Source organism: Paenibacillus solisilvae (assembly GCF_042656405.1).
Classification (GTDB): domain Bacteria; phylum Bacillota; class Bacilli; order Paenibacillales; family Paenibacillaceae; genus Paenibacillus_Z; species Paenibacillus_Z solisilvae.
Window position 1 is genome coordinate 68,540 of record NZ_JBHSOW010000045.1, and the last position, 6,702, is coordinate 75,241.

6 protein-coding genes are annotated in these 6,702 nt (G+C 44.9%); all 6 read left to right on the plus strand.

Features of this window, described 5'->3' with window-relative positions:
• The first annotated feature begins 7 nt into the window (after positions 1 to 7).
• The 6 genes from ACFPYJ_RS13630 to ACFPYJ_RS13655 all read left to right on the plus strand — a co-directional run bounded on the left by ACFPYJ_RS13630 (position 8) and on the right by ACFPYJ_RS13655 (position 6,615).
• A complete protein-coding gene (locus ACFPYJ_RS13630; RefSeq protein ID WP_379188697.1) occupies positions 8 to 322 on the plus strand; it encodes a DUF1292 domain-containing protein in 315 nt (104 codons plus the stop codon).
• A gap of 35 nt (positions 323 to 357) precedes the next feature.
• The gene (locus ACFPYJ_RS13635) at positions 358 to 657 is read left to right on the plus strand and encodes a DUF1292 domain-containing protein (protein ID WP_379188698.1); all 300 of its coding nucleotides are present in this window, start codon (positions 358 to 360) and stop codon (positions 655 to 657) included.
• Between the two features lie 119 nt (positions 658 to 776).
• Positions 777 to 1,895 (plus strand): endolytic transglycosylase MltG, encoded by a 1,119-nt coding sequence (mltG, locus tag ACFPYJ_RS13640; RefSeq protein ID WP_379188699.1) that lies wholly within the window; start codon positions 777 to 779, stop codon positions 1,893 to 1,895.
• A gap of 13 nt (positions 1,896 to 1,908) precedes the next feature.
• The gene (locus tag ACFPYJ_RS13645) at positions 1,909 to 2,874 is read left to right on the plus strand and encodes a peptidase U32 family protein (protein ID WP_379188700.1); all 966 of its coding nucleotides are present in this window, start codon (positions 1,909 to 1,911) and stop codon (positions 2,872 to 2,874) included.
• 48 nt (positions 2,875 to 2,922) lie between these two features.
• Positions 2,923 to 4,179, plus strand: coding sequence for a peptidase U32 family protein (locus tag ACFPYJ_RS13650; RefSeq protein WP_379188701.1), 1,257 nt, complete (start codon positions 2,923 to 2,925; stop codon positions 4,177 to 4,179).
• Between the two features lie 288 nt (positions 4,180 to 4,467).
• On the plus strand, positions 4,468 to 6,615 hold the full coding sequence (locus tag ACFPYJ_RS13655; RefSeq protein WP_379188702.1) for a methyl-accepting chemotaxis protein: 2,148 nt from the start codon (positions 4,468 to 4,470) through the stop codon (positions 6,613 to 6,615).
• The last annotated feature ends 87 nt before the right edge of the window (positions 6,616 to 6,702 follow it).

Here is a 6,702-nt window from a genome sequence, read left to right on the forward strand (position 1 = left end):
GGTAACGATGACAAAGGACGACGTGCAGTACGAAGAGCCAGAAATCATCTACATTCCGGATGAAGACGGTAATGAAGAAGAATTCGAGGTTGTCATGAAGTTTGAAGTAGACGGCTCCGATCAGAAATATATGATGGTCGTTCCGCTGAATACCGATTCCTCCGATGAAGAAGAGGACGAGGAAGCAGATGAAGTCTACGCTTTCCGTTATGAGGAAGACGGCGATGATTTGAAGTTGTACACGATTGAAGATGAAGAAGAGTGGAATATGGTTGAAGAGACATTCAATACTCTCCTTGCCGAAATCGACGACAACGACTAAGCAAACCGCTACTCAGCGAGAGGAGTATTCATTACATGTCAGAAGTTGAGCGCATTTCCATATTGAAGCCCGTTTACGGCCATGAGGTCGAGCTAATCGGGGATGAAGGAGAGTCAGAACCCTTCCATATTGTTGCGGAGTATCGGATTGGTGACCAAGCATACGCAGGGTTGCAGTCTGAGGCTATGCGCAAACAGGATGAAGTTGCTTTCTTTCGTGTACTATTGGTTGAGAATGCTGAACCGGAGCTTGAATCCATTGAAGATGAAGATGAATGGGAAGCTGCTGCTGAAGCGTTCGATGATCTGATGTTTGAAGGCGACGATCAACCTTAAGACGGCAGCATAATTGAGCTGCATAGGCTGATCTAGACTTATGAAACGTATATGGGAACGGAAGGGGCGGTGCAGACCGCCCTTTTTCCGCGCTAACTTAGAAATGGAGGATGCGTTGTTTGGAACAGTCTGAACACCAGTCAACTGATGATAAACCGGCATATAAAGCTCAACCTGCTGCGCCGAGGCGCGGCCGTATTACTTTATGGGTGATCATAACCCTGCTTGTACTTTTTGTAGTTGCAGCAGGAAGCCTATCCCTCTATATTTGGAACGGATTACGTCCGACATCTTCGGGGGAGACGAAACAGGTCGAACTGAAGAAAGGCATGTCCCCGTTTAATTTTGCTGAGGAGCTTGAGAATCAGGGGATCATCCGAAATGCCTTTATTTTCAAATATTACCTTCGTTATAAAAATGAAGGACCTCGTTTTCAGGCAGGTGTTTACGACCTTCAGCCGGGTATGGAAAAGGACGCGATTATCGCCAAGCTGAATGCCGGGGAGACGCTGAAATCGGAAACTATTCGGTTCACCATCCCGGAAGGGTATACGGTTGAGCAGATTGCGGACAAGCTTGCTAAAGAGGGATATGCAGACAAAGCGTCTTTCTTGAAGCTTGCGGATACAGACCGGGTATGGAATGATGTGGAATCTGCACGTCAAATACCGAAGAATGCTGCGCTTCGTCATCGATTGGAAGGCTATTTATTCCCGGATACCTATGAAATGGAGGAGAACAGTAAGCCTGAGGACATTCTGACTAGAATGCTTCAAGAGCTTGACCATAAACTGGACACTCTCCCCGAGGGCTGGGAGGATGCCATGGCAGAGCGTAAACTGGATTTGAATGCCGTCATGACGATTGCCTCGCTTGTAGAACGCGAAGTTGTTGTCGATGAAGAGCGTCCGGTTGTTGCAGGGATTATCTATAATCGGCTGGAAAAGGGGATGCCCTTGCAAATTGACGCAACGGTGCAGTACTCACTGGATAAACCGAAGGAGCGCCTATTCGAGAATGATTTGAAGGTGGACAGCCCTTACAACACTTACAAAATTAAGGGACTCCCGCCTGGACCGATAGCATCACCGAGTCTCAAATCGATTGAGGCTGCTTTATTTCCACAAAAAACCGATTATTTCTACTACGTAACCAAGAAGGATGGCAGTCATAAGCATTTGTTTGCCAAAACATTGAAAGAGCATAATCGCAATATCGACTTAAGTAATGAAAATTAAGGAGGCGAGAGCGGTGGCAATCAAGCCGGAGTTACTTGCCAGTGCAGCTACAATAGAAGAAATCGAACGTTTAATGGCAGCGGGTGCGGATGCATTCGTAATTGGGGAAGCGCGTTTTGGCATGCGTCTGCCTGGAGATATGGATACCAAGCAGATCGCCCAAGCAGTCAAGCTTGCTAAGCCCCATGGAGTGAAAATCTACGCTGCATTGAATAATGTAATGGATAACGATACGGTTGAATTACTTCCTTACTATATCCGGGCTATAACGGATGCGGGTGTGAATGGAATTGTATTCGGTGATCCAGCGGTTCTAATGACCGTAAAACGCATTGCGCCTGAGCTAAGCATGCATTGGAACGCCGAGATGACCTCGACAAACTACGAAACGGCGAACTATTGGGGACGCCGGGGTGCGACAAGATTTGTTCTTGCGCGTGAATTGAATATGGAGCAGGTTCTTGAAGCAAGGAATCATACGTCGCTGGAGCTTCAAGTGCAGGTCCATGGCTTGACGAATATATATCACTCCAAGAGACCGCTCGTGCATAACTACTTGGATCATCATGAGAAATCCGAACGCAGACCGGTCAAGAATGAAGGTGCCTCAGAGAATCTTTCAAAAGGAAAGCTTGATGATGGCCTTTATTTAATTGAAACGGAACGTCCGGATGAGCGTTATCCGATCTATGAGGATGCGAACGGAACGCATATTATGAGCTCTGATGATGTGTGTATGCTTGAGAATTTGCATGAGTTAATGGAAGCAGGTATCCATAGCTTTAAGATCGAAACACTGCTAAAATCGATTGTATACAATGAGACAGTTATTCGTGCATATCGAGCTGCCATTGATGCTTATTATGCAGATCCAGACGGGTATGCTTTTCAAGAAGAATGGCTCGAATCAATCGTTGCTCTGCAGGATCCGGCGAGGGAGCTTTCGTATGGATTCTTTTATAAGGAACAGGTTTATTAAGATAACGGGTTTATTTCGATTAATCGGTTTTACTGGAGGTGGATCATCATGACTACGAAAACTTCTCCGAAGTTTACGGGTAAACGTCATCGGCTTGATAAGCCGGAATTACTTGCGCCAGCAGGGAATTTGGAGAAATTAAAATTTGCTGTCCATTATGGTGCAGATGCAGTATATATTGGCGGTCAGAAATACGGGCTGCGCTCCAACGCGGATAACTTCAGCTTTGAGGAAATGAAGGAAGGCGTGGAATTTGCCAAGCGTTATGGTGCAAAAGTATTTGTTGCGACTAATATCTATGCTCATAATGAAGATATTGCAGGTCTAGAGGAATATCTGGTTAATCTGCAGGATGCCGGCATTGCGGCCATTATCGCTGCTGATCCTGTTATTATTGAGACGGCGCAGCGTGTTGCGCCGAAGCTGGAAGTGCATCTGAGCACACAGCAGTCGACATTGAATTGGCAGGCGGTTCAGTTCTGGAAAGAAGAGCAAATTCCTCGCGTGGTTCTTGCACGTGAAGCGAGTCTCGAGGAAATTGCCGAAATTAAAGCTCATGTCGATATCGAAATCGAAGCGTTTATTCATGGCGCGATGTGCTCCTCATTCTCAGGGCGCTGCGTGTTATCCAATCATTTTACAGATCGTGATTCCAATCGCGGCGGCTGCTCACAGTCCTGCCGCTGGAAATACGATATTTTTGAGGAAGATGCGCCGATGTTTAATCCTGAGGACGATAAGTTTACGATGGGATCCAAGGATTTGTGCATGCTTGAGAATATTCCTGATTTGATTGAAGTGGGCGTGGACTCCTTCAAGATTGAAGGACGCATGAAGAGTCTCCATTATGTAGCTACGGTTGTCAATGCTTATCGGCAAGCCATAGACTCGTATATGGCAGACCCGGATAACTATGTACTCAAGCAAGAGTGGCTGGATGATATTCAAAAAGCAGCGAATCGTCCGTTGAATACCGGCTTCTTTTACGATACACCAGGAGCTGAAGATCATATTTATGAGCCGGAGGAAAAGGCGGCGCCGTTTGATTTTGCCGGTGTTGTTATTTCTTACGATGAGTCGACTCAGCAAGCTGTCGTTCAGCAGCGGAACCATTTCAAGCCCGGCCAAGAAGTGGAGTTCTTTGGTCCGGATGGAACGTTCTTTAAGCAAGTTGTAGGAGAACTCACTGATTTGGAAGGCAATACCCTAGATGCGGCTCGTCATCCTTTACAGCACATCGTAATCAAGACGGATTTCCCCGTTAAACCGATGGATATGATGCGTAAATGGGTTCGTCTCAAATAGATAAATCACAAATAAGCAATGACTCCTAGAGCTTCCTGATTGATTCGTCGATTAGGAAGTTTTTTTATGTTCATTACCCGCTTACCTAACAAAACTGAATTCTTTTACCGATATATAGGATGATGTACATAAATGTTTTGTGAAGAAAGTTATGGGGGCAAGGGATGATGTAGGGTAGAGCGGCTGCAGCGTTACATCTAACTATTCTACAGTATAAACGAATTGACACGTACCCGCGCACTAACTAGCCGCAAGAGAAATCAACTTCAAAACAGGTGGTGTCTTAAAATGAACTCCAACAAGAAGACGGAAGAAAAAATGAAAGCAGCATCCGGACAAAATTCAAAAAATGTAAAATCTTTATACTCCTCATCAGTGAATACGATAGGAGGTGTAAAATTTCAAAACCCGATAAAATCTGTCGGATTGAAACTTTTTCTCATCATTTTCTCGGCCATTTTGGTCTGTGTGCTTGTCGTAGGTTTATTCTCGTATTCAACTTCAAAGTCAATCATCAAGGAAAAGGTATCACAGTCGGATACGGTTGCGATTTCGCAATCTCAGGGTAAACTTGATTTGATGTTTGCTAATTACGAAGCGCTTACTATGCAAATATTACTGGATAAGAATGTTCAAGAAAATCTTCAAAAGTATCAACAAATAACAGATGATTACGGAAAATTCGATACGCTTAAGAAGCTAAGCGACACAATTCAAACGTACATACTTGGAAATTCAAGCATCGTTGGCGCAGCTGTTATCCCGATCAGCGGAAGTGATAACAGTGTATCTGTGGGTGTTACCTCCATTTACACACTAGACGCCCAAAAGAGCGATTGGATGAAAACGATTGTTAGCGGGGAAGGACGTGTTGCATGGCTGCCTTCAAAAACAAAAGGTTACAGCGGAAATGCAGCAGAGGCAACAGTTGCTTTGGGGCGTGTTATGAAAAACACTGCCACGAATGAAGGGAACTTTATCATCCTCATCGAAGTGAATTTGAAGGAAATCGGCAAACAACTGTCAGATCTTAATCTGGGCACGGGCAGCGATTTGTCCATCGTTGATGACAAAAACAAAATTATCTTTTCGACTACTCCGGATATGACGGACAAGGATTCGTTCATCAAGCTGTCGGCGGATAAAAAGGCACCGAAGAAGGATTCATTTGAAACCGAGAAAAAAGACGGCAATCAAATTTTGGCTATGTACAGTCAATTTAACTCCATGAACTGGAAGCTGCTCGGAACAGTGCCTGTTAATGAATTGGTGAAAGATGCGGCGCCGATTCGAAATATAACATGGATCTTCTCCGCAATCGCTGCATTGCTGGCTATTGGTATTGGTCTTCTGGTTATCCGTATGGTTGCGATACCGTTAATCAGTCTGCGTAACCTGATGAATGAAGGACAACAAGGTAATCTGTCTGTAAGATCGTCAGTGAACAAGAAGGACGAAATCGGTCAATTATCGCAAAGCTTTAACCAAATGATGGCCCAGATTACAGCCCTTGTTACTCAGACGAATCAATCCGCGCAAGATGTGTTGAACACTGCCGGCGAATTATCCGAAGCATCGAAGAAAACGGCTATATCCGCTAAAGAAATTGCTGTAGCTACGGAAGAGATCGCAAGTGGCGCTTCCAGTCTGGCTGTCGAAGCGGATAAAGGCAGCGATTTGACTTCTGAGATCGGACATCAGATGCAGCAAGTCATGTCAGCGAATCAAGAGATGGGTGATGCAGCTTCCGAAGTTGAACGTGCAAGTTTGCAGGGAACTGCGTACATGAACAGTCTGATTGAAAAAACAGGCCTAACTGAAGAAATGACTCGTTCTATGGTTGAGAAGGTTGATCGCTTAAAAGAGAGCACGCGCTCCATCCGTAAAATTCTCGATGTACTGAACAACATGACGAAGCAAACGAATATTTTATCCCTGAATGCAACGATTGAAGCAGCACGTGCCGGAGCTGCAGGTAAAGGGTTTATGGTTGTTGCGGATGAAATACGTAAATTAGCCGATCAATCCCGTCAATCCATTGATGTAGTTGGTCAAATTACGGATACTATTCAAAAAGAAATCGATGAAACCGTTAATGTTCTGTCCAATGCTTATCCGATCTTCCAAGAGCAAATCTCTTCCGTAAAAGAAGCTAACCAGATCTTCTTGACGGTGCAAAGTCAAATGGGTGATTTTGTCGGACGACTCAGTACAGTTACGAACTCAATTTCTGGACTTGAGCGTTCGCAGGTTGTATTGTCTGAAGCGATGAGCAACGTAAGTGCGGTTGCAGAGGAATCATCCGCAACTTCAGAGGAAGTTGCATCCTTGAGCAATGAACAGACAAGTATTAGCGAAGGACTTGTTAGACTTTCCGACAAGCTGGAGAGCGTATCAAACGGTCTTAAAGAGACACTGTCCAGATTCCGTACGTAAAAGAAGGCCGGCACCTAGGGAGGCCACTGAAAAAGTCCTTCTGAATAAAAAGGCACATCCCCTCATTTTTTTGAGGGGATGTGCCTT